This is a genomic window from Rhodopirellula sp. UBA1907 (assembly GCF_002337565.1).
Taxonomy (GTDB): domain Bacteria; phylum Planctomycetota; class Planctomycetia; order Pirellulales; family Pirellulaceae; genus Rhodopirellula; species Rhodopirellula europaea.
Genome location: NZ_DDGH01000094.1, coordinates 46,935 through 68,322, shown reverse-complemented (window position 1 = coordinate 68,322; position 21,388 = coordinate 46,935). Strand labels below are relative to the sequence as shown.

17 protein-coding genes are annotated in these 21,388 nt (G+C 55.8%); 8 read left to right on the top strand and 9 right to left on the bottom strand.

Going from position 1 to position 21,388, the window contains the following annotated elements; translation table 11 throughout:
- Positions 1-110: 110 nt before the first annotated feature.
- Positions 111-1,889 (top strand): MFS transporter, encoded by a 1,779-nt coding sequence (locus tag B2R17_RS21875; protein WP_286765665.1) that lies wholly within the window; start codon positions 111-113, stop codon positions 1,887-1,889.
- A gap of 39 nt (positions 1,890-1,928) precedes the next feature.
- Here B2R17_RS21875 and B2R17_RS21870 read toward each other — a convergent pair whose 3' ends face one another.
- Complete coding sequence (locus B2R17_RS21870) at positions 1,929-3,083, bottom strand: endonuclease/exonuclease/phosphatase family protein (RefSeq protein WP_339886712.1); 1,155 nt, start codon at positions 3,081-3,083, stop codon at positions 1,929-1,931.
- Positions 3,084-3,434: 351 nt separating this feature from the next.
- Here B2R17_RS21870 and B2R17_RS21865 point away from each other — a divergent pair, with 351 nt between their 5' ends.
- A complete protein-coding gene (locus B2R17_RS21865; RefSeq protein ID WP_286765663.1) occupies positions 3,435-4,577 on the top strand; it encodes a multiheme c-type cytochrome in 1,143 nt (380 codons plus the stop codon).
- On the opposite strand, the gene B2R17_RS21860 is transcribed toward B2R17_RS21865, so the two are convergent.
- Positions 4,549-5,478, bottom strand: a complete 930-nt coding sequence (locus tag B2R17_RS21860) for an aldo/keto reductase (protein ID WP_286765662.1) — start codon at positions 5,476-5,478, stop codon at positions 4,549-4,551. The genes B2R17_RS21865 and B2R17_RS21860 overlap by 29 nt on opposite strands.
- Positions 5,479-5,593: 115 nt before the next feature.
- Between B2R17_RS21860 and B2R17_RS21855 the strand changes: the two genes are divergently transcribed.
- On the top strand, positions 5,594-6,109 hold the full coding sequence (locus B2R17_RS21855) for a hypothetical protein (RefSeq protein ID WP_008655862.1): 516 nt from the start codon (positions 5,594-5,596) through the stop codon (positions 6,107-6,109).
- A gap of 143 nt (positions 6,110-6,252) precedes the next feature.
- On the opposite strand, the gene B2R17_RS21850 is transcribed toward B2R17_RS21855, so the two are convergent.
- From B2R17_RS21850 to B2R17_RS21840, 3 genes are all read right to left on the bottom strand, one after another.
- On the bottom strand, positions 6,253-6,786 hold the full coding sequence (locus tag B2R17_RS21850; RefSeq protein ID WP_286765661.1) for a hypothetical protein: 534 nt from the start codon (positions 6,784-6,786) through the stop codon (positions 6,253-6,255).
- A 213-nt stretch (positions 6,787-6,999) separates the two neighbouring features.
- Complete coding sequence (locus B2R17_RS21845; RefSeq protein WP_008668946.1) at positions 7,000-7,257, bottom strand: hypothetical protein; 258 nt, start codon at positions 7,255-7,257, stop codon at positions 7,000-7,002.
- A 21-nt stretch (positions 7,258-7,278) separates the two neighbouring features.
- Positions 7,279-7,947 (bottom strand): HEAT repeat domain-containing protein, encoded by a 669-nt coding sequence (locus B2R17_RS21840; protein ID WP_236615899.1) that lies wholly within the window; start codon positions 7,945-7,947, stop codon positions 7,279-7,281.
- A gap of 178 nt (positions 7,948-8,125) precedes the next feature.
- Between B2R17_RS21840 and B2R17_RS21835 the strand changes: the two genes are divergently transcribed.
- Complete coding sequence (locus tag B2R17_RS21835; protein WP_286765660.1) at positions 8,126-9,469, top strand: hypothetical protein; 1,344 nt, start codon at positions 8,126-8,128, stop codon at positions 9,467-9,469.
- 154 nt (positions 9,470-9,623) lie between these two features.
- Here B2R17_RS21835 and gnd read toward each other — a convergent pair whose 3' ends face one another.
- Positions 9,624-11,102: a decarboxylating NADP(+)-dependent phosphogluconate dehydrogenase gene (gene gnd / locus B2R17_RS21830; RefSeq protein ID WP_008655870.1), complete on the bottom strand. Its 1,479-nt coding sequence runs from the start codon at positions 11,100-11,102 to the stop codon at positions 9,624-9,626.
- Positions 11,103-11,599: 497 nt separating this feature from the next.
- Between gnd and B2R17_RS21825 the strand changes: the two genes are divergently transcribed.
- Complete coding sequence (locus tag B2R17_RS21825; RefSeq protein ID WP_339886716.1) at positions 11,600-13,099, top strand: DUF1598 domain-containing protein; 1,500 nt, start codon at positions 11,600-11,602, stop codon at positions 13,097-13,099.
- Between the two features lie 6 nt (positions 13,100-13,105).
- Positions 13,106-13,999, top strand: coding sequence for a glycerophosphodiester phosphodiesterase (locus B2R17_RS21820; RefSeq protein WP_286765658.1), 894 nt, complete (start codon positions 13,106-13,108; stop codon positions 13,997-13,999).
- A 31-nt stretch (positions 14,000-14,030) separates the two neighbouring features.
- On the opposite strand, the gene B2R17_RS21815 is transcribed toward B2R17_RS21820, so the two are convergent.
- A complete protein-coding gene (locus B2R17_RS21815) occupies positions 14,031-15,389 on the bottom strand; it encodes a hypothetical protein (protein ID WP_286765657.1) in 1,359 nt (452 codons plus the stop codon).
- Positions 15,390-15,792: 403 nt separating this feature from the next.
- Here B2R17_RS21815 and B2R17_RS21810 point away from each other — a divergent pair, with 403 nt between their 5' ends.
- Together B2R17_RS21810 and B2R17_RS21805 are read left to right on the top strand one after the other, a co-directional pair.
- Positions 15,793-17,019 carry a hypothetical protein gene (locus tag B2R17_RS21810; protein WP_286765656.1) on the top strand — a complete coding sequence of 409 codons (1,227 nt, stop codon included), beginning with the start codon at positions 15,793-15,795 and terminating at the stop codon, positions 17,017-17,019.
- A gap of 275 nt (positions 17,020-17,294) precedes the next feature.
- The gene (locus B2R17_RS21805; protein WP_286765655.1) at positions 17,295-18,638 is read left to right on the top strand and encodes a Gfo/Idh/MocA family protein; all 1,344 of its coding nucleotides are present in this window, start codon (positions 17,295-17,297) and stop codon (positions 18,636-18,638) included.
- A gap of 201 nt (positions 18,639-18,839) precedes the next feature.
- Here the strand turns inward: B2R17_RS21805 and B2R17_RS21800 are convergent, their stop codons facing one another.
- Positions 18,840-20,075 (bottom strand): aminotransferase class V-fold PLP-dependent enzyme, encoded by a 1,236-nt coding sequence (locus B2R17_RS21800; RefSeq protein ID WP_286765654.1) that lies wholly within the window; start codon positions 20,073-20,075, stop codon positions 18,840-18,842.
- Positions 20,072-20,500 carry a SufE family protein gene (locus tag B2R17_RS21795; protein WP_286765653.1) on the bottom strand — a complete coding sequence of 143 codons (429 nt, stop codon included), beginning with the start codon at positions 20,498-20,500 and terminating at the stop codon, positions 20,072-20,074. Before B2R17_RS21795 ends, B2R17_RS21800 begins: the two co-directional genes overlap by 4 nt.
- Positions 20,501-21,388 lie beyond the last annotated feature (888 nt).

The window sequence follows — 21,388 nt, the reverse complement described above, 5'->3', positions numbered from 1 at the left end:
CATCCGCGAGGAGTGCGACCTAAGTTTTGGATGGAATGGTTCGTCCCCCACCCTCATGTAATTCATTTGGCCATCGGCCACGCCTCAGCCCAACCAACGAGTAGCTTCGGATGCCCTCCTCAAAACGACGTAACACTCGACGTGCAGCAGTCGGCAGCGTTTTGTTCTCGGCCGGTCTCTTTTGCGGGACTCTCATCGCCGTTCCCAAGCTTCATCGTGCATTGTCATCGGAGCAAACTCCGGTCGAAATGACTTGTGCCGAGCTCGTTCAATATGGAATCGGTGAATCCTCGGTCGTTCGATTGACTGACGCAACCATCGCGGAACCATCCGAAGAGATGGAGTTCGCCATGTTGGAACCTGATCCCAACGATACGGCTCCGTTGCCTGTCGGAACAGGAATGCGAGCTTGGATGTCAGGCGACAAGGTCGCGATGGCAAAGTCGACCATTGCGAAAACTCTCAAGCACCCTCGTTCACGGAAGCTGATCGATCAGATGGTTCGTGGCGAAGTCATTCCGCGAGACTTCATTGGTGCTTCGATGCCACAACCATTGAAGTTGTCACCGGGCCGAAACATTGCAGCGTTGGCTTTGGAAGAAGTGAAGTCGACCGGCACGCTGACTGCGTTCGTCACCGAAGACCCAACCTCGAAGTGGATCGCAACGTCGGCTGAGTACATCGGCCTCGAACTACCAGAGCCGTTTGTGAAGTCAGCTGAAATGGATCAGTACTCGTTGCATCCCGTTTCGCAAACCGAAACAAAGTCCAACGCAGGGCTTTGGGTAGGCGGTTCCGCCTTGGCGATGACGCTGGGATGGTTGCTGTGCAGTTCGGCTGGATGGGGACTTTGGATTTTGTTCTGTCCCATTGCTGCCATCGTTGGATTGTTCGGGCTTCCTTTGCGATCCGGTCGTGGCAACCGAGTCACGTGGGTGTTGGCATTCTTCGCAGGTGTGATCAGCTTGGTCGCCGCCTACGGTTTGGCCTTTGTTCTCGGAGGACTCGGACAGGCTCAATCGATGTGGACTTGGCAAGCCGCCGGGTTCGTTGCCGCTTGCGGCGGAACAGCCTTATTGTTGGGGATCCGTGGCAGCGTGAAAACAAAGCGAAGCATGGTGCTGTCACCTGGATCACTGGACGATTTGATCGTGCCGGAGAAAGGGCGTTCAAAACGGGCAAAGCCATCAAAGAAGCAAAAGCGTGCCAAGAAGACGAAGGGCACGGAAGTCGATGCGGATCAATTCGCAACGACAGGCGTTCAGCAAGACAAGCTTCAAGAAACGTTGAACAAGAACGCCAGCTACTCAAGAAAATACTTGGACCCGCGTTTGAGCGTGCCGGCCAATGCACAACCGTCTCCTGAAGCGATGGAGCACAACGTGCTTTGGCAAAAGGCTGACTTCGAAGAACCATTGTTGGTGGAAATCGGTCGCGGCGATGCAGCGTGCCACGCAACGATCCAGGTCGGATGCCAGAATCTCGTTCTGGGCATGACAGATGAGCTCGATGGGAAAGTCCGTCTGCGACTGATCAGTATCCTCGAAGACGGGCACTGTCTGATCAGCGTCGATGATTCCTATGAAGAGCTGCAGGTCGCAGGCGCAAACGAACACGCAACTTTGTCGGTTCACCCATCCGTGACCGCACCCAAGTTATTGGCAAAACATTTGGAGAAAGCCGCCGACATGGCAGAGCAACGCGGTGCCGGTTTGGTGACCTTGGACACCAACGAATGGCGTGACGTGGTGCTGCTAACGGAACGATTGATCAAGTCCGTTCTGCACGACGATGGGCATCAGAAGTGGGACATTTACGAAATGACCTATGGGCGTTTCGCCTACCCAATCCAGCCCGTTCGGATGTTCCAGGACGCTGCACCCGTCTGAGTTCATTGAGCTCGTTGTGCTTGACGAGTTGAAAACGAGCTACCGAGGCGGAATTTCGTAGACTCCAAATTCCGCCCAAACCGGCATGTGGTCACTGACTTTCAGTGCTTGTTCTTCCGTGAGTCTCAACGCGGCCTTGAGGTCAAGCACACCAGCTCGACCCGTGAATTCGCGCGTCGTGGCGGCGTCGATCAATATGTGATCGTAGGTCTTTGTTTGCAGCGTGTTGGTCGGTTTGTCGCCAACCAGCGATGTCACGTTGGGGATGCGTCCCATCTCAAGAAGCCATCGTGTGTCGACGTTCAAATCGCCCATCAAGATGAAGTCTTCTTCGCCGGTGTTTTGGTATTCGTACATCCGGACGCTGTGAAAGACATCGTCCAAGACGTTCATCTCGTTTTCCGCCGTGTCCCCAACACGCGAACCGACTTCGTCAGGATCCGTGTGTGCATTCAGCAACGTGAATCGGAATGGTTTGCGAGTCGCCGTCGGTGTGACGCGAGTTTGAAAGCTGGCGACCATCGGAGCGCGGTGCATTCGATCAAGGTCGTCGTTGACCAAATAGTCCGACTCGGGAATCAAGTCGATGCGATCGGTGTCCCAAACGTATCCGTATCGCTCCGTCTGCGATGTTCTGCCTTGGGGAGCACTCACGGTGGCATCGTAACGGCCGCCGAGACTGGCGATTTCGTCCAGCAAGCCGTTCATTGGAAGTGCGGGATCACCTTTGATCTCTTGGATCGCGACGACATCAAACAGCAAGCAGACTTGCGCGAGCTGACGCATCACGTCCGGCTTTCCCGATTTGCTCTTCCCAAAGACTTGGATGTTGAATGTTGCGATGCGAATGGATGTGTCGTTTTTGTTTTCGCGACCGCTGACAGGGGTGACCAAGCTAACCGGAGCGATTTGCCCCATCGGTGCATTTCCCGAATGTCCTCGGGACGCCATTTGTTCGGGCGTCAATGAGGCTGCCAGCGGATCTTCGTAGACTGGTTCCTCGCTGCCTCGCAACGAATCCAGGCTTGGCAAATTGACTTGTCCGGTCAACGCCGCGATGACCAACGCGATGACACCGGTGACTGAGATCCCTGGCGTGAACCAGCGCAGCAATGAGCCGCTGGATCGACGAGATCGCCGCCGCGAATTGGACTTATTGCCCCAGATCAATTTCCATAACAGTTTGATCACCACGGCCTCCTTGCCGCGTGTATCACAAGCTCACTGGCGGTTGCCGAGAATCCTTCTCGATGCGTTCCAGCCGCTCTCGCTAGTCACTTCTTCTGTTTCACGAAATGGCGACGTCGACCACCTTCTTGGCGGAGAAGTCGCTGGTTCGATCGGTCACAGAACCTCCTTGGGCGATAGCCAATCCGTTTCAATCGCGTCAACTGCAATATCTCGTTCACACCGACCAACCATTGCGAACGCATCCCCCGGTTGACCGATCGTGTCGCTCACGGCGAAGCGGAACAGAACGCGCGGAATCGTGTCGTAAATTTGAACAGCTAAAACTGTTTTGTCCGCTGTTTCAATTGTGTCGGCATGTCACTCTGCATCAATCGTCTCCCAATCGCATCCGTGATCACGGGGCTGGTCCTGGCCATGACCGCCATTGGTTTGTTGCAGATGCCGAGATCCCAAGACTCAGCACCTGATCTGGATGCATCAGCAGGAGAGCTGATGCGATGGGCTCCCGCTCAAGGCGGCGTGTTGGTCAGTTCGATGGTCGACACCGCCAGCGCTGCTGGTGCTGCGGCCAAACCAGTGGATCCACATTTGACCATGGGCAGCGAGACATGCATCAAGTGTCACGCGAATGAAGTGAAGGTATGGAAGGCAACGCCTCACCATCGCACCTTCGATGAATTGCATCGTCGTCCAGCCGCGAAAGAGATCGCGTCGAAGTTGGGCGTTCGTTCCATCAAATACGACGGCCGATGTGTTGATTGCCACTACACACAAAAAGTCGACTTGGCCTCGGGCAACGTTCACGCGATCGAGGGGGTTAGTTGCGAATCGTGTCACGGCTCAGCCAAACAATGGTTGGACCTGCACCATGACTATGGTGGCGAACAAGTCACGCGAGCGATGGAAACACCGGAGCATCGACAGCAACGTTTGGCTCAGAGTGTTGCGGCAGGGATGCGAAATCCAGTCAACGTGTATCTGGTTGCGCAAAGCTGCTTGCGTTGCCACACGACCGCCGATGAAGAACTCGTCAACGTGGGTGGTCACCCGACCGGAAGTCTTGATTTCGAATTTGTTTCGTGGAGCCAGGGCACGATCCGGCACAACTTCATCGATTCCGATGGCCAATCAAATGACCAGAACACTCGCGATCGACTGCGAGTCATGTTTGTCAGTGGCATGATCGCGGACTTGGAAGCCAGTCTTCGAGCGACTGCCGAAGCGACTCAAAAAGCAAAGTTCGGTGTCACCGCCGCCAAGCGAGCAGACCGAGCGGCCAAACGTTTGCTGTCAGTTTCTCAAAAGGTTGACTCGAAACAGATTGAAAATGTTTTGATGGTTTACAGCGGCGTGACGCTAAAGCTGAACAACCGAGAGCAACTCATCCAAGCAGCCGACGCGATCGCCGATATCGGTTTCCGTTTCGCAGCGGAAACAAACGGTCACGTTCTCGAACCGCTCGACGCGTTCATCCCTCCGGCGAATCGCTGGAAGTAGCGAAAAGCTCGTTGACTTGTCGTCGCACCGCTTTGGGCAATGGGCCCGCGGTTCGAAAGTCAGCAATTTGTTCGGGGCGATGGGCGCCGACCAACGCGGCGGTCACGCCGGGTTGGGATACCGCCCAGGAAATTGACAAATTCGCGACCGAGCGTCCGGTGTCGGCCGCGATTTCTTTCAGCTTGTCGACAATGTCATGAGCTCTTTTGCGGGCCGCACCTTGAAAGATCGGATAGTTTGGCCGACTGTCACCTTCCGCGAAAACGTGGTCACGCTCAATTTTGCCCGCCAACAATCCTTTCATGAGCGTCCAATAAACCCACGCGTCGCAGTCGTGTTCTTTCGCATCGGCGATCTCGTTGGAAAGAGCATCCTGCTGAAGTCCATTCAGTGGACACTGGATCGCTGAGCATGGAACAACGCTCGCGAAAGCTGCTCGTTGTTCGGGGGTGGCGTTGCATACCCCCACGCGTTTCGCCATGCCTCGTTGCATCAACCGTTGCAACGCCCAAGCACTTGCTTCGATCGGCACTTCGTCATCGACACAGTGCAACATCAACGTGTCAAAGCAGCGAATGCCAATGCGTCGGAGTGAGTTCTCAGCGTCGACGACGAGTGTTTCTGGATTGCCATCGTTCACGCGAACGCCGTCTTCGCCGTAACGTTGCCCGACTTTGCCAATGATTTGGATCTCATCGCGAGTTGCCCCGTCCAGGTCCTTGAGAGCCGCCCCAAGGCGTTCGTCCGCCTCCCCCTGCAGGCCATAGCTGTACGCCGTGTCGAACTGACGGATGCCTGCGTCGATTGCGGCATGAATGGTCGCGATTGCATTTTCACGAGTGACGCCAATTGTGGTGACTCCCGCGATGGGCCAGAGCCCCAAGATGATGTGTTGGTTCAAAACAGTTGCGAGAATGAAAAAGGGAACTAAGTTGGGCGCAGGACGTGGTTAATTCGTAGTGAGAATTGACGATCGTTCGATCCGATGACCTCTAGAAGAACAATTCAAAAGCAAGATGGCAACGACACCCACCAAAGCAACGACCGTTGCTCCCGGAATCACACGAGTCGAAAAGAACAACTCGAAGGGATATGTGGTCCGCGTTTGCCGCGATGGAGTGCGGAATTCAGAGTATTACTCCGACAAAATGTGCGGCGGAAAACGCAAAGCACTGCAGCTGGCAAAACAAAGCCACGCGGCTTTGTTGGAAGTACTGGGGCCGGCCAATAACTCGACCAAAGACAAGTTGACCAGTCGAAACACCACTGGCAAGGTGGGGGTGCATCTGGCCCACTCAGTCGACAATCGTTATCCCGGTTGCGAATACCAAGCGTACTGTGCGTCTTGGAAAACCGAGGATGGGCGACGGCAAAAGATCAGCTTCGCGTTCAACCGCTACGGCGAAGATGAAGCGTGGGAGCTGGCCTGCATCGCACGTGATCACGAATCGGTTGATCGAGAAGAGGTGCTCGCGATTCGCGAAAAACAGCTGAAGCGAAAAAGCCGGAAGACGAAGGCTCGCCGAAAATAGACAGCGAGACTTCGGCTACAGATAGTTCAACGGGTTCGGCGAGGAATCGTCGAACCCGTTTTGTTTTGGTCACTGGGCGTCTTTGTCTTGACGACTTACTTCGCCATCAAAGAGCCGACCATTTTAACGGCGATTCGTGCGGATCACGACAGCAACAATTGCTGGCCTGGTTCGGCATCGTCGATTTCGCGGCGGATCTCACGCAGGCCGTAAGCACACAGTTCGAACTGGTCGCTCAAACGGTTCAGCAGCTCGCAAGGCGGTCGTGATTCATCAGCCTGGATCGTTGATGCGATCTTGTACGACCGTTTGCCGTGTTCGAAGTAGTTCAGCAATTGGTCCGGTGAATCCTTGCCATCGCCGCGCACGGATTCAGGAAACATGCCGGCCCAAAAAAGCGTGACGTCACCGATGTGTCGATGCACTTCACGTTTAGCGATGCCGATTCGACGTTCGGCTTCGCACAGCAACTGAAAGACTTCCGTTGCCGGACGCCCATCGTTGCGCCGCATTTTGTGGACTGCGTCGATGCGAACGAATCGCAACATCAGGTCACTGACGTAACCGATCAACTGGACGTCCGCGACGCCCAACTTGGTTTGGAAAATCGATTCACTCAGTCCGCTGAGAAAGCGATCGAGTGCCGATCTTTTTTCAGGTGTGTGTTCAGCTGCCATTGCTTCATCCCCTTGTTCAGGCTGCGAAAGGGGGCCAATTGAAAGACCTGAAATCCACAACTAGTAGCCCGCTCACCCAAAGTCAAGACATCTTTTGGAGAGCTTGATGCCCCCGCTGGTCAAGCAAGGTGGGCTCGCGACACTTGGTAGTACGTGTCTGGCAACGCGTTGGGTCAGATGTGTTTGGCGGAAAACAGCGTCAACCAAATGGCTTCACTGATTCTGGTTGAGCGTTGCGGGAGGCGACGCATAGGTGGGCCGGATGCCATTCAAAATGGCCGCACCGCAAACAGCAGAAAGAAACGCGATCAGTAGCCAAGCACACCGCGCGACCAAGAGTCCGTAGTGCTTTTGAATCGCCGCGATCGAGCGAATTTGATAGGGGGCCATCCAGGGACCGATTGCGATGGCGGTCGTGATGGCTGCGATCAGCAATGCCAAGCTGCCGACCAATGTGTCATCGTGAATCAAAGCTACTTCCTGAGATCGAGTTCAAACGTCGCTTTGACGCAACCGGCGACGGATGACTCGGCGTTGCATGCGAGCCGTTTCGACATCAGGGTTGATATCCAGACAACGATTCAGTGCATCGAGTGCTTTGTTGCCCTTGCCAAGAAGCACGCGGACTTTGGCCAGACTTTGCCAAGCCGTGTAATGGAATCGGCAATGCCACAAACACGATTGGTAGGCGGCTTCTGCCTTCTCAAAATCTTCCAAACCGTGCCAGCAAATTGCGAGCTGATGGTGAGCTTCCGCGTACAAAGGAGCTTGGTCGATCAGCACCATCGCGGGTGACAAAGCCGCGGCGTACTCGCCACCGTCGTTCAGGTGAATGACGCGAAGAAGTTTTTGGTGATGCAGTGGAGCCGCGTCACGAACGATGACGGAATGAAACGAGTCGTCCGCGACCAATCGAACTCCACGATCGCTGTCCGAGAGAGCTCGGCCGAGAAAATCAACCGAATGACGGTCGCCCAACATCCCCAAAGCCAACGCAGCGGCCCTGCGATGTTCGACTTCTCCTCGAGAAAGCAGTGCGGTCAGCGTGGCCGATGTGTAGTGCTCGTCAACGTCGTGAGCAAACCGGGGTGCGTCCGCGGAGCCGAGGTATCGCCGGTAGGCGGCGACTAGGCGAGTCGTGTGGACGATGGGAGCTGTCACGTTCGATTCCACCTTGGGCTAGTCAGGACGGTCTGGGAGGATTGGGCGGGTCAAACGGCCTGGAGCCGGTTTTTCACTTGCAATTTGGCTGCTGTGGTTTGACTTCTCGATGTTAGACCGATCAAGCTGTCGGGCAAGACGGCACACCAAAAGAACTTTCCAACGCACGGATTGTCGGATGCTATCCCAACCACTTTTCCTCGATGGCTTTCCGCACGCGGGAGCTTGCCGAACCCGCCAAAACACCGCACTTCGCCCAACTGCCGACCGTTCGGTCCAAACGACGAATCGACTGAACGGGCAATCGCGAGAAGATTGGGGAAGACATTTTGTGGTCGCGGTTTTGGGGGCGACGTTTTCCATTTGCTGGGGTTTACCGGCCTTTTGTCAGCCTCCAGCGGACTCTCCGGTGCAGGCGTCGGCTTTCACCCGGACCGTGATCACGGTGTCATTGGATGGGCAAACGGCGGAAGAGGCGATCAATCAAATTGTTTCGCAGGTCAGTTCCGGAAGCCCCGATCGGCCTTGGACTTGGTGGCGTGATGGCGGCGTCGACCCAAACAAAATCGTTTCGCTAAATTTGGCTGGTGGTTCTGCTGCACAAGCGATGACCCAACTGACCCGTCCGCTGGGTTGGGAAGCTTTTCCGATCCCGGGGATTTTGTTGGTCGGGCGACCTGAATGGATCGATCAGACGCTTGGTACTTTGGTGAGTTCTGCCAAGCAAGAATCAATCGATGTTCAATGGCCCAGGGGCACGTCATCGACCATGGCACTGAATGCCGTGCTCGCGAGCGCAGAGAATCGTCGATTGAATTTGCAGGGTGTCTCATCGGACGAAGCGGTCGGTGTGCGTTGGTTGCCGCACGATGTTTGGCCGGAAGCCAAGTTGCGAAAGGTTGACCCTTGGCATGTCGCGTCGATGGCGTTGTCAGAATTCCAGATGGCTGCACGCCGAGGCACACCGCTGGCCAGATTGCGGTCGCGTGATGATTCTCTTCCGGACGGAGTTCGCGTCATCGAGCCCAGCGACACGGACTGGAAAGACGTCAAGTTCTTGATGACTTATCCGATGGAGGATGGCGAAGACGAGGTTCGGCGAGCGGTCCAAGCCGTTGATGCGGCCGCGTCGTTTCGATCTGGTCGCGATCAAAAGACTCGTACGAAGACATTACGAGTGCACACGAATCCGGCCGGACATCGCGCGGCTTTGGCGGCGCAATGGAATGCTGCTCCGGCGCCTGCACAAATCGCGGCATCGGGAAGAGAGGCCACTTACGATCTGAAGTTGTTGAACAAACCCGCCAACGAAGTGCTTTCGCAATTCGCAGGTGCGGCGGGGAAGAAGTTGGCCATCGACGACAATGCGAAACTGCGAAGTCAGGCATTGGTGAGCTTGGACGCAACGAAGCAAACGCTATCGCAGTTGGCTCAGACAATTGCCGCGCAAGCCAACCTGAAGGTTGATTGGGGCGAACAAGTTGTCCGTGTCAGTTTGCCGGTCGATGATTCCGGTGAATGAAAAGACAGGCTGATCTTTCGCGGCACTCAATACCTTTGCCGCGTGTTTTTGCCGTGAACAAAGGTTGCATTCATGACACGAAAAAAGGCCGGCGTTTGCCGACCTTTTTGTGTATGACTGACCATTGGGTCAGTCGTTTGTTGCCAACTGCAAATTAAGCTTTGGGCTCTTTGCGAAGTTGAATCCACTCGCTGTGGAAGGTGCCTTCTTTGTCCAGACGTTGGTAGGTGTGAGCACCGAAGTAATCGCGTTGGGCTTGCAGCATGTTGGCTGGCAAACGTTCCATGCGATATCCGTCGTAGTAGCACAACGCGGTGCTGAACGCGGGAACTGGAATGCCCATGATCGAAGCAACGGCGACAACCTTTCGCCATTTTTCTTGTGCGTTTTCGACCGCGTCTTCGAAGTACTTCGCGAGAAGCAAATTCTCCAGATTTGGATCAGCGTCAAAGGCTTCTTTGATGCGATCCAGGAACTGAGCACGGATGATGCAGCCACCTCGCCACAGCAATGCGGCGGCGCCGTAGTCCAAGCCCCAGTTGTGCTCGGCCGATGCGGCTTGCAATTGAACGAAGCCTTGGGCGTACGACACAATCTTGGAAGCGTACAGTGCCTGGCGAACTGCTTCGACGAACTCGGCGCGGTCACCAACCAGCGATTGAGCGATCGCTCGCATTTCTGGGTTGGATGATTCAGCAGGACCGTTGAGCGTCTTGCTGGCACGAGTCCGTGCTTCCTTTTGTGCCGACAACCCGCGAGCGAACACGGCGGTTGTGACCAGGGTGCTTGGGACGCCGAGGTCGAGAGCCAATTGGCTCATCCATTTACCTGTGCCCTTCGCACCGGCAACGTCCATGATCTTGTCGACGAGGTATCCGTCGCCACCTTGGTCGTCTTTGACGCTGAAAATGTCGCGAGAAATTTCGATCAGGTAGCTTTGCAGGTCACCGCGGTTCCATTCGTCGAAGACGTCGTACAGTTCATCGTTGGACAAACCGCCGAGTTCTTTGAGCAATTGGTAGGCTTCGCAGATCAACTGCATGTCGCCGTACTCGATTCCGTTGTGAACCATTTTGACATAGTTGCCCGCACCGCCGGCACCGAGCCATTCGCAGCAAGGAATGTCGTTGTTGGGGCCGACCTTGGCTGCGATCGACTGGAACATCTCTTTGATGTGAGGCCATGCTTCGGCACTTCCGCCGGGCATCAATGATGGGCCTTTGAGAGCACCTTCTTCGCCACCGCTGACGCCGCAACCGACGTAGAGCATTCCGGCTTCTTCGACTTGCTTGGTGCGGCGTTCGGTGTGAACGTAGTACTCGTTGCCACCGTCGATGATGATGTCGCCGGGTTCGCAATGAGGCAGCAATTGCTCGATCAAGGCGTCGACAGCGGGGCCGGCTTTGACCAGCATCATCAATTTGCGAGGTCGTTTGACTGATTTGACGAATTCTTCGATCGAGTGACAGCCGACGAAGTTTTTGCCCTTCGCACGGCCTTCCATCAAAGCGTCAACTTTGGACGTGGTGCGGTTGTAGACGGCGACTTTGTAGCCGCGGCTTTCGACGTTCAAGGCAAGATTTTCGCCCATGACGGCCAAACCAATCAGGCCGAAATCACAATCACCACTCATAGCTGTACTTTTGTTCGTGTGTTAGACGGGGACGTGACGACCCGGGTTGCGGCGATCCAAGCGTGCCGCAGCGGCTCACGCGGGCCAGCAGTGTAAATGACTGGGGCACGGCGAAAAGGCCTGGACGCTGTTTGTACGCCCCGTTTGGCTCCATACACTTTTGAGCCGGGACATTCCAACCGCTCCAACCGGCCCAAACTCGCCTCTCGGCGGGGTCTGCCTTGCTTGAGAGCGGTGGAGTCGTATCGGAAGTGCGTGTTGTCCGGCGATGGGGGCCGGTTCGATCCACCAAACGTCGGCCAGCCGAGAGCCGAGGACGCGGCGGCGGGAGGCTCGGCGAGGTGGAGGCCGAAGTGAGCTGACTCCGGCCGAGGGCTGTGACTGCCCGCCGGACCCCCGATAGGCGAAAAGTGGCCATCGCGGGCTAATGTGCGGCTCCAAGAAAAGCTCCTCAGGAATTTCGTTGAGGTTTTCCGCGGGCGTTATTAGACTGACCTTTGGCCGCCGGTCGGAATCCGATCGACGTCGGCCCTCATTCTCACCCTCGACGTTCTTCTCTGCAAAAGAATCCACCGATGCGACTGATCGATCGCCATTCTCGAATTCGCACCTTGGCCAGTTTCGCGTTCGCAGCGTTCATGGCGATTGCGTTGGTTCCCTCCAGCTTCGGCCAAGACGGTGGCGGCGGCGGTGGCAATGTCACGAACAACTTCGGTACCCAGCCTGCTGGTGTGGATGTCGATGCCGCAGGCGTCTTGAAAATTCGCACGATCGATCCGCGTTTGGCTCGCCAGCGTTGGGTGCAGTCGCGAGCCAATGTGGCTTCTGGCGAATCCATGGAAACCAGCAAGCTGCGAAAGGTCTCGCTGAATCGACTGGAAGCAGCCATTTCCGAATATGTCGAAGCGGATCGTCCGCTTCCCGATGAGATGCTCGCGATGGCCGGGCTAACCTCCGTCCAGTACGTGTTCTTCTACCCCGATTCCAATGACATCGTTTTGGCTGGCCCAGCCGAAGGTTACGTTGCTGACGCAACTGACCGCTTTGTTGGAATGCAGTCAGGACGTCCAAGCGTTCTGTTGGAAGACGTCGTCGTTGCTCTTCGAGCTTTCCCACCGCAAGGCAAACCGGCTCGCGTGATTTCGGTTTCGATCGATCCAACACCAGAAGGCCTGCAGCGGATGCAACAATTCCTCGTGCGAGTCGGTGGACGTGCGGGCCGCGGCGACACACAGCAACTCGTTCGTGGTCTGAAGCAGAACTTGGGTCTGCAAACGGTGACCATTCAAGGTATCCCAGCCGCCAGTCACTTCGCTCGCGTGTTGGTTGAGGCCGACTATCGAATGAAGTTGATCGGCATCGGTTTGGAGCAATTGCCTGTTCCGGTCCGCAGCTATGTGTCTCGCACCAATCCCGTCAGCGTTTCGGCGAACTCAATGGAACGTTGGTACTTCCAACCAAACTACGACGGTGTTTCCGTCAGCGAAGACAACTTGGCGATGCGAATCAATGAACGTGGTGTTCAGTTGGTCGGTGCCAATGAACGCGTTCAAGGCGACGGTGCTCGTGTTGGAACCGGTCGCGTGAATCGCGCCAGCCAAGCGTTCACGAAAGAGTTCACCGAGAAATACAACCAAATCGCAGACCGTGTTCGCGTGTACGCCGAGTTGCGTCAGTTGATCGATCTGTCGATTGCCGCGGCTTACATTCACGAGCAAGACTTCTACGGACAAGCCAACTGGTCGATGCCAGTTTTGGGCGACGAAGGCAAGGTCAGCGTGCAGACTTACACCGCACCCGAGAAGGTCGAAACAGCCGTCAATGCGATCTGGCGAGGCAACACTTTGATGACTCCTTTGGGTGGCGGCGTGAACGTTCAACCACGGATTGCACTGAAGAAGGACCACGTCACAATCGACACCGAAGGCCAGCACGAGCAGGTCAAACATTCCTCGGGGCCAGATCAATTGGCACCCGGCCAATGGTGGTGGGACTGATTCAAGATGACATCGATTGACACAACCTTCTTCGCCGCCGCGACTCGTTTCGCGGCGGCGTTTTCTTTTGTTGCATGCCTCGGTTTAGGCTCGCTGCAAAACGTTCGCGGCAATGAAAACACGCCGAAAACCAAGCCGTTGCCGATGATTGTGGCTCACCGCGGTGCGTCCTACACCGCACCGGAAAACACTGTGTCCGCGTTCAATTTGGCTTGGGAAGAGAATGCCGATGCGATCGAAGGCGACTTCTATCTATCGGCCGACGGTGAGATCGTCTGCTTGCATGACAAGACAACGGCCCGCACCGCACCGGAATCGCCTTCCCTGAAGGTGTCTGAGGCAACCTTGGAACAGCTTCGCAAGTTGGACGTCGGAGCCTGGAAGCACGAGCGTTACACCGGCGAACGCATCCCAACTTTGAAGGAAGTCATGGCCACAGTCCCCGATGGGAAGGGAATCTTCATCGAAATTAAATGTGGCCCCGAGATCTTGCCAATCTTGAAGCAACAATTGGAAGAATGCTCGCTCAAACCCGAGCAAATCACGATCATCTGCTTCAACGATGAGGTCGTTCGCCAAGCTCGTGAGATGATGCCCTACGAAGCGAACTGGTTGTCATCGTACAAGAAGCAACTGACGGGAGGCTGGAAGCCAAGTCTCAGCACTGTGACCGAGCGATTGAAGTCAACGAATGCTTCCGGGTTTGGGACACAGGTCAAAGATGGGCTGGTCGGCCCGGTTCTCAATGAAGCGTTCTGCGAGGCCGTTCGTGGCATCGGCTGCGACATGCATGGTTGGACAATCGACGATGCCGAGGTGGCTAAGCAGTTGGTCGATCTCGATTTCGTCAGCATCACCACCAATCGTCCGGCTTGCATCCGAGATGCTTTGACGAAGTGAGTTCACCTCGACGCGAATCCGCTGCTTCCGGCTAGCGGAGTTCGAGGACTTTGCGGAGCTTCGTTTCCACGATCAAATCCGATTCGGCTTTCAGGCGTTCTTGCAAACGCTGTTTGACGGTTCGGTTTTTCGATGGGGCCAAGATCGAGATCACGTGCATTCGTACCTGACGATCTGGATCGTCGAGCAACATCGACAACCACGGCCATGCGTTCAGGCCTCCTGATTTCAGCATCGAGTCAATTAGCGTGATCCGGTCCTTGGGTTGGGCGATTGCGATCGCAGTTCCGAACTCAAGTTGCACGTTTGAAAAGCCGCGTTCGATCAATTCGGCGCGAGCTTGTTCAGCCAGCGATCCATCGGGGTTGCCCAAGTGCCGCAAGATGGTTTCGTCGTCCATCGCGGTGAATGGAGATCCGGTCAGCTCCGCGTTGACCCGGATGACTCGTTCTTCAGCGGATTTTGCCAGGCGTGGCAGTTCAGGAACTCGGTGGACCAAGGATTCCTCAGACGAGGTTGGAACCTTCGTCAATGGAACGGTGACACCATCGGGGACAGATTCCAGTTGTCCATCGCCTGATTCCGACGAACCAGCCGACTGCAAACGTGTGGCTGTCTCTCGAACCTGGATCGACTGTGAATCCGATGTTCCCGAGCGAATGATTGCAACGGGACGCGATGGAGGCCAATCGGTCCACATCGAATCAGTGTCTGCGTTGGGCAATTGATCGGAAGCTTCCGTCGCCAACGGTGCTTTGGCCAGGGTTCGTACCGGTTGGTCCAGTTGGGCCAACGTATCGCGAGAGCTCTGTGAGACACCTGCGATCAGTTGACGAAGTTCGTCGGTCAATTCAGCGTCACCGAGTGTCTCAGTGCCGGCAAATTCGAGCATCGTTTGTCGGAGTAGCGATCGGGTGCGAGCGGTCTGTCTCGCTGTCCATTCAGTAGAAGGCATGTTGTCGATGTTTTTGCGAACGCCATCGATCAGACGCTGATGCGATCGGGCGGCCATCTCTGGCGGCAGCGTTGTCCAATCATTCTGCAATTGATTCAGAAGTCCAAAAGCGACTTCCGATACCGCGTCCTCTTCATCGATCAAGCTTGCCGACAACGGTTCAATCGCATCGATGCCGAAGCCAGCGATCTGAATCAGTCGGCCGCTCTTATCGGTAGCGTTAAGAGTCGGAAGTTCTTGGACGAGCTGGTTCAGCAGATATTGTTTGCCGTAGACGGTGACCAACAACCAAACCGTTGTGATCGCGGCTGCGATTCCGAGGAACTGCAGGGCATGCACGAACCTTTGCTTGGCTCCGCTGGCGGGAGGCAAAGCAATCGAGAATGGGTTCGGCGCATCGGCCGAGGAGTGCGTTTGGGAAGGGGACGTCGGCATGGCCGGATTGTGCCGATCGGAGCGTTCTGACAACAAGATCAATTCGGAGGCGATCGATAGCGTGATTCCGCCAGTCCGCGGCAAACGCTCGTTGTTCTGACTTTCGTTGCGGCGAAACCAATGTCAAATGATCGTGACCACAATGGAAAGATGCGCTGATTAGGCAGGTGAATCCTCTCGAAACGAAAGGTGCGGTGGATCAGTTTTTGAAGGATTTACCGTTTTGACCAGCAATCTGGCTAAGCCTTTTCGATCAGACGAACCGATACTACCGGCACAACCCAATGCGGTTTGCTCAGAAAGTGGGGCGGCGGCGGGACTTAACAGTGATCAGCAGTGACGTTGATTGAGCGAGTTCTCAATTGAACGTGACGGCAACTCCTAGCATGACGGTGGAACAACGATGTCGGTACGGAAGCTGACTGCAAAACTATTGGCAGCCCTGGCGGTATTTGCTGGTGGCGCTTCGGTGTCTGCCCAGGAGCATGCTTTGGCGGACCCCTTCGCGTTTGACCCAGATTTTCAATGGTTCGAACCGATCTACGATGCTGACATCGTGGACACGAAACCAAAGAAGCGGGCTCACACGGGCTGGTTCGGAACTTACGACAAGCTGCACTTGTGGGGCAAACGCCCTGAAGGTGAAGCGACGACGCTCGGCGGCGACAGCGGCGAGTATCAACTCGACTTCGGCGATGGAAACCGATACGAGTTCGGCTACATGACGCCGCAAAAGGACACCGGTTGGTTGTTCGGCTGGTCTGATTTGGACATCCGTGCAGGTGAATTCAACCGCGTCGAACGAATCAACCGTCTCAATGCGACTCAATTAACCGGAACTCCTGAGTTCCCGGGCGGCCAGTTCGGACAGAACGTGCTCACCGATGACAACAACAACTTCGGTTTCGACACGCGATTCTACGAGCTCGGTCGTTCAACCAACTTTGTCGAGTACGACACGTACGAAATCAACAAGACCTGGCGAATGGAACCCTATCACTACGGTGGGATTCTCGAGCCTATGGTTGGTGTGAAGTTCGTCACATTGGACGACCGAGCGGTGACAAACACCTACTCGCGGACTCGTGAAGACGGTGCTGACATTCTGCCGGGCACGACGGAACTGACGCAGAACCCATACTTCGTCGATCTTGGTATCAGCCCTGATGCGTACGAACGTTTGGATCAGGACCTTTCCGAAGTTGAAAACGAGATGTACACGCTGCAACTCGGTTTCCGATACTTCAAGTTCGTGAATCGTTTCCGCTACTCGCTTGAGTTCCGTGCCTTCAGCGGCGTGAACCTGCAGCACGCAACGCGGTACGCCATGTCAGAGAACACGTTCTATGACGGCTTCGGTGCTGACTCAGAAGTCACATCGTTCTACCGGACTCAGAACAAACTGGAGCACTATCGCGATGAGCGATTCTTCATCGGATACGACGCTCGAGCAGAACTGGGCTACCAGTTGACCAACATGATTCACGTCCGAGGTGGTTTCCAAATCTTCGACCTGGCCAAGGGGCTTGGACGAGCTGGACACGAAAGCGACGCGGGCACCATGATCGGACCGTCTGACCAAAACTTCTTGGCAGTAGGCGGAACATTCGGGATCGAACTGAACCGCTAATTCAGTCATCGTCCCACTGCTAGCTGATCACATCATTGAAGCCGGCGAGGTGAATTCACCTTGCCGGCTTTTTTTCGTAGGCATGCAGCAATCTTCTGTTGCTGGCAATGCGTGATAGACGGACGTGCTCTTCGAATGAATCCTGGTTGCTAACGCTCGCATGGCAACAACTTGCGATTCACTCCTGATGGTGAAGGATCCGGTATGATGCAGGCCCAATCGCTTCGCGGTTGCCCGCCTCACCTTCCCTCCCTCGCCTCGAAACGAGACCCGCCATGCGCCCTGCCAAGGATCGACGTTCCTTTTTAAAGTCCACCGCGATCGCTGGAACCGCGATCACGCTCTCCGCGACGCAGTACTCGCGTGTCTACGGCGCGAACGAACGTTTGCAAATCGCGAGTGTTGGAACCGGCGGCAAGGGCTGGAGCGACTTACTTGGCGTCGCGGCGAGCCCGCATGTCGACGTGGTGGGGCTGTGTGACATCGATAGCTCGGCGAAACACCTGGGGCAGGCTGCCGAAAAGTTCTCGTCCGCCCGTCAATACGATGATTGGCGGAAGTTGCTGGACGAAAGCGGCGATGTGCAGGGTGTGTTGGTTTCCACGCCAGACTTCATGCACGCACCTGTATCTCTGCCCGCGATGCAACTGGGCAAACATGTCTTTTGCCAAAAACCGCTGACCCACACGGTTCTGGAAGCCCGCCAAATGCGGAAGGCGGCGAAAAAGAATGGGGTGATCACCCAAATGTGCAATCAAATTCAATCGCACTCCGCTTATCGAACGGCAGTGCATCTGATTCATGAAGGCATGATTGGCAAAGTCCAAGAAGTGCACTCGTGGCAGGGCGGCCAGCCTTCTTGGCCGCGAAACATTCCTCGCCCGAGTGGCAATGATCCGGTTCCTTCTCATGTGCGTTGGGATTTGTGGCAGGGCGTCGCCGTGGAGCGACCGTACAAGATCGGGATGTATCACCCATTCAATTGGCGTGGCTGGCAGGCTTATGGCACGGGGCAGTTGGGTGACTTCGGGTGTCACATCTTGGATCCGGTCTTCAAAGCGTTGCAAATCGCATCGCCAACCAAACTGACGGCCGAAGCACCTGAATTGATGCCAGAAACCTGGACGGATCGAGCGACCGTGCGGTACGAGTTCCCCGGAACGAAGTGCACCGCTGGTTCGACATTGCCGGTCACTTGGTACGACGCGGTGGGTGTATCGCCGCCACGCGAACGACTGGCACATATTCCCGTCGATGCGAAGTTGCCCGGCGCGGGATCGGTTCTTGTTGGCGAAAAGGGATCTTTGGTGATCCCGCATGTCGCAATGCCACAACTCTATCGTGCGGATCAAACACTGGTCGAAGACCTGCCGGAGATTCCGTCCGTGGACCACTACACACAGTGGGCGGACGCTTGTCGTGGTGCCGCCGAAACGACTTCCCACTTCGATTACGCCGGCCCGCTGACCGAAGCGGTCTTGCTGGGAACGATCGGGATTCGTTTTCCAGGGCAAGAGTTGCACTGGGACGCCGAGTCGATGGAAATCACCAACCACGCGGAAGCCCAGCAGCGGATCACCAAACCTTATCGCAAAGGCTGGGAACCCACCTGGGTTTAGCCACTGTTGATTGAATGAGCCGTACCGCCTTTGCGGTGGTTGCTCAGACGCCAACCCGGGCTAACAGACGTCGGCTAATGGTTGTCATTCGGTATGCGACCAAATCGACAGCCCGTTAGCCGCTAGGGCTGACAGTTTGGTGTTGTGGAGTCTATCCGATGGCGGTGTGAAAGCTGTTGCACGTTCAGCAGGTTTGAAATTTCAGATCAAACGCAAACGTTGGCAGGCGAATTGGATCGCATCCATCAGAGCGTCGACGTCGCCACGCGAGTTGTAAACGCCGAAGCTTGCTCGCACAGTCGCGCTGACGCCCAGCAGATCGTGAAGCGGCATCGTGCAGTGGTGACCATGCCGGACGAAGACGCCTTTTCGATCGAGCAGTTGGGCCAAGTCTTCCGGATGGGCACCGTCAATCGTGAAGCTGGTGATCGCTCCGCGGTTTTCGATGCCAGGACCATAGATCCGCATGCCGGGGATTTCCTGCAAACAGGTGTAGGCGTATTCGAGCAAGTCTCGCTCGTGTGCGTGGACCTTTTCCATTCCGAGCGTCGTCATGTAATCGATCGCTGAGCCCAGCGCAATCGCTTGAGCAATCTGGATCGTTCCCGCTTCGAACTTGGCAGGTGACGGTGCCCAAGTCGAGTGATCTTTGTAGACGCGATCGATCATGTGGCCGCCGAAGAGCATCGGGTCGGTCTGCTCGAGCAATTCGCGTTTGCCATACAGCACCCCGATCCCGCTCGGTCCATACAACTTGTGTCCCGAGAAGGTCAGGAAGTCGATCTCACTGGCGACGACATCCGTTTGCTCGTGCGGAACACTCTGCGCTCCGTCGACAACGATGATCGCTCCCGCGTCGTGGACCATTTTCGCGAGCTCCGCGATTGGATTGATGGTGCCCAGTACGTTCGACATGCCGGTGACGGCCAGCAGTTTCGTTTTGTCGCTCAGCACATCGCCGATGCGGTCCATGTCCAAACGGCCATCTTCGGTGAGCGGGAGGAAGCGGCAGGTTGCTCCCGTCTGCAAGGCGAGCTGTTGCCATGGAACCAAGTTCGCATGGTGTTCCATCTCGTTGAGGATGATCTCGTCACCGGCCTTGAGGTTTCGCTTGCCCCAGCCACTGGCGACCAAGTTGAGCGACATCGTGCAACCAGCAGTGAAGACAATCTCTTCAGAATGCTCCGCGTTGACGAACTGCCGGACTTTTTCGCGCGCACCTTCCAGCTCTTCATCGACGATCGATCCAAATCGATACACGCCGCGATATGCGTTAGCGTAGTAGTTCTCGTAGACCTCTTTTTCTTTATCGATCACGCACTGTGGTTTTTGCGCAGACGATCCGCTGTCGAGATAGACGAGCGGCAAACCCTTGGGAAGTGGTTTGTGCAGAATCGGGAAGTCGCCGCGAACGGCGTCGATGTCGAGTGGGGTCATGATTGGGCCTCTGCCTGGACGGCTAGTTCTCGTACTCGCTGGACCATGCTGTACAGCCCGTTCCGCCGTTGCGGGCTGAGGTGCCGCTCGAGACCCAGTTTCTTGAAAACTTCTTGGGCATCGATCGAGATGATCTCCTGCGGTGTCTTGCCGGAATACAACGCGGCGAGAACCGCGATCAAACCGTTGACGATGACGGCATCGCTATTCGCGAGGAATCCCACGGTCGGTGGGGTGGACTCCTTGATGTCAGCAACCAACCACACGTTGCTTTGGCAGCCATGAACACGATTCTCCTCGGTTTTGGCTTCCGCGGGTAACTCGGGCAGGTTGAAGCCGAGGTCGATCAAGTAGTCACAACGCTCGTCCCAATCGGGCAAGTCCTCGAATTCCTCGTACAATTCGTCGATCGTTAAATCTTGCAATCCAATCTACCTCTGTTTGTGTGGTTGCCTTCCGCTGACCGCATCGTCCGATCGATGCTTTCGCAGCCTCATTTAATGGAACCGTGAAGGTCCATCGCCAGGAGCCACGCATAGACGTTTTTCGCCTTCTTCGCGTGAACTCACGCTCTAGTTTGACGCAGAATCGCCGTTTCCAATAGGTCAGGCGATGTCGGAAAGCTCCGCGTCATCACCGGCTCGGCATGATTGAACACCACTTGCGTCGGGTAAATCGTTTCGGCGAGCCAGGTGTCCTTTTAAGTGTCCGCACTGAAGTCGCTTTGGGCAACATCCAATTTAACCGTCAGTTCATCACAGGGTCGCCCTTGGCACCGTACATGAGTGCACAGCCCCGACCACGATCTACCGGCACCGGCGACTCACTCGCTGGACGTCGCCTTTAAGCTCTGGGCCAGAAACGATTGGCCGCCCGATGGGTGGACGGCCTGGTTGACGAAGGCAGTTTGGTCGTGGGGTCACAACTCTTCCCGGCAAGAGTTGACAAAAAAAATAAATAGCTGCAGTACGCAGGGAATTGGGGCGAGAAAGACACTCGTTCTTTTCACGCAACTTCGCTCAGCCAACGCAACATTGCATCTTAAAACGATGCAGACAGATGGCCCTTTTTCTTCTTGAAGTCCGACGAAGAGCACAAACAAGCGAAGCGACTCGACAGCGAAGAAAGCGGTGTTGCCAAGTGATCGAACTGCTTCCGTTGTGATGGCCTGACAATCAGGTGGTGGCCGGCACGCGTTGAGCGTGGTTCATACTCAATATCACGTTGCTAATGCCCTTCACCCTCCTGGAGGTTGTGCATTTTTTGATGCCGCTTTTCGTCAGGCTTACCCACGGCGTACCTCTCCCGAAACG

Bases quoted from the DNA above. Each gene is read 5' to 3' on its own strand.
- B2R17_RS21875 (WP_286765665.1), top strand. From the start codon at position 111: ATGCCCTCCTCAAAACGACGTAACACTCGACGTGCAGCAGTCGGCAGC.
- B2R17_RS21865 (WP_286765663.1), top strand. From the start codon at position 3,435: ATGTCACTCTGCATCAATCGTCTCCCAATCGCATCCGTGATCACGGGG.
- B2R17_RS21855 (WP_008655862.1), top strand. From the start codon at position 5,594: ATGGCAACGACACCCACCAAAGCAACGACCGTTGCTCCCGGAATCACA.
- B2R17_RS21850 (WP_286765661.1), bottom strand. From the start codon at position 6,786: ATGGCAGCTGAACACACACCTGAAAAAAGATCGGCACTCGATCGCTTT.
- B2R17_RS21835 (WP_286765660.1), top strand. From the start codon at position 8,126: ATGCTATCCCAACCACTTTTCCTCGATGGCTTTCCGCACGCGGGAGCT.
- gnd (WP_008655870.1), bottom strand. From the start codon at position 11,102: ATGAGTGGTGATTGTGATTTCGGCCTGATTGGTTTGGCCGTCATGGGC.
- B2R17_RS21820 (WP_286765658.1), top strand. From the start codon at position 13,106: ATGACATCGATTGACACAACCTTCTTCGCCGCCGCGACTCGTTTCGCG.
- B2R17_RS21815 (WP_286765657.1), bottom strand. From the start codon at position 15,389: ATGCCGACGTCCCCTTCCCAAACGCACTCCTCGGCCGATGCGCCGAAC.
- B2R17_RS21810 (WP_286765656.1), top strand. From the start codon at position 15,793: ATGTCGGTACGGAAGCTGACTGCAAAACTATTGGCAGCCCTGGCGGTA.
- B2R17_RS21805 (WP_286765655.1), top strand. From the start codon at position 17,295: ATGCGCCCTGCCAAGGATCGACGTTCCTTTTTAAAGTCCACCGCGATC.
- B2R17_RS21800 (WP_286765654.1), bottom strand. From the start codon at position 20,075: ATGACCCCACTCGACATCGACGCCGTTCGCGGCGACTTCCCGATTCTG.